At 34.8% G+C, this 1,600-nt stretch carries 2 protein-coding genes; both read left to right on the top strand.

Annotation, left to right across the window (positions count from 1 at the left end; translation table 11 throughout):
• Positions 1–579, top strand: a 579-nt coding sequence (locus Q8907_16945) for a DUF5116 domain-containing protein (protein ID MDP4275957.1), incomplete at its 5' end; no start/stop codon positions are given.
• Between the two features lie 273 nt (positions 580–852).
• Positions 853–1,600 (top strand): hypothetical protein (locus tag Q8907_16950; GenBank protein MDP4275958.1); only part of this gene is annotated, 748 nt, incomplete at its 3' end.

The following is a 1,600-nucleotide window of genomic DNA, read 5'->3' on the forward strand; positions in this document are numbered from 1 at the left end:
AAGTTTGGAATTACTTCTATTTATCCCGACTTCCCGAGGTATTCTCCGGAAAAACCAGGCAGACATAACAACATCATTTGGCCTATGGTTAACGGTTTTTATGCCTGTGCATCAATTGTATCTGGAAATTATGAATCCTTTTCCAATGAGTTGTTTAGCCTTACTCATTTGGCACTTGATGCAGATAAAGGTGATTATAATTTCAGGGAAATATACAACCCTTATTCCGGAAAACCTGATGGAGGTTACCAAGCCAGTGGAAAAGACCAGCCAAATCATCACTGGGAATCGTGTAAGTTACAGACATGGTCGGCAACTGCATATATTTCGATGGTAATCAAGGGATTGTTTGGACTTAACTGTAATGGTCAGACTATATCTTTTACTCCATTTCTGCCGGCAGGTATTCATTATGTCGAATTAAGAAACCTGGCTTATCGTCAATCCTTTTTGGATATTTCAATAAAGGGGAAAGGGAAAACGGTTAAAAAATTCACCCTTGATGGCAGGGAAAAAACGATTCATTCACTGGATTCAAAAATAAAAGGCAGACATAAAATATCTATAGAACTTGATTGAAACTGAAGGAATTATTCTTCGGTTTTGCTGGCGGAATGATATTGCAGAAGCCAATCATAAGGGCGAGGATGGATGATTCAGTTGTTATCCCCGGCCACGTTGCAGTTCTTGTGATTTTTAGATGATTATATGTTGTAATTAATTAATAAACAGTTGGTTGTCTTTTTGTTTTTTTATATTTATTGAATTAATCATTTTTATATTTTAGGCTATTTTTAAATTACTTTTAAGTTTAATCGAATATATTAATAATCATATTATTGCAAATTTATTATGAAGAAGTTAATTCTTATTTTATCTGTTTTCAGCTTTTCATATTTGACTTTATTTTCACAGGCTAAAGAAGAAAAAAAATCCTACCTCAATGCCGCAGTCAATTACACGACTAATTCAGTATATGAGGGGCGTTCTGATTCAATAGTGACTCCTTATATAGGGACTTCTATAGATTATCATTTCCGTTCGGGAATTTTTGTGAGCGGGGCTTTAAATTTTTATCCCAATCGTCAGGATAATATACTGGATCTGGGAACTTTGGGAGTTGGATATGAGTTCCAGCTTATCAAAGATAAGCTCAGTGGCAGTATAAGTTATACCAAAAATTTTTACAGCAAATATAGTACACAGGTCAATTCCGAAACCAAAGGTGCAGTTGCAGCTGATTTATCCTTTGATTTTACCTTTTTCCAGTTATCCTTGGATGGGGACTATGATTATGGAGAAAAAACTGATGGTACACTTTCTGCTTCCATAAGTAAAGGTATAGAAACATTCAAAATTGCAGGAAATGCATTATCCATAACACCTACAGTGACTGTTTTTGCCGGGACCCAAAATTTATACGCCACCTATCTAAAGAAGCGGCCCACCAAGGTAAAAGCCAATAAAGGCAAAAAAGATAATACTGTTGCTTCTTCCATAATAGACACGTATGAAGCTGCCTATTCTAAATTTGAACTCAAAGATTTTGATGTTTCTTTACCTGTCAGTTATACTTATAAAATATTTACATTTAGCATAA

It is taken from the genome of Bacteroidota bacterium, from assembly GCA_030706565.1.
Classification (GTDB): Bacteria; Bacteroidota; Bacteroidia; order Bacteroidales; family JAUZOH01; genus JAUZOH01.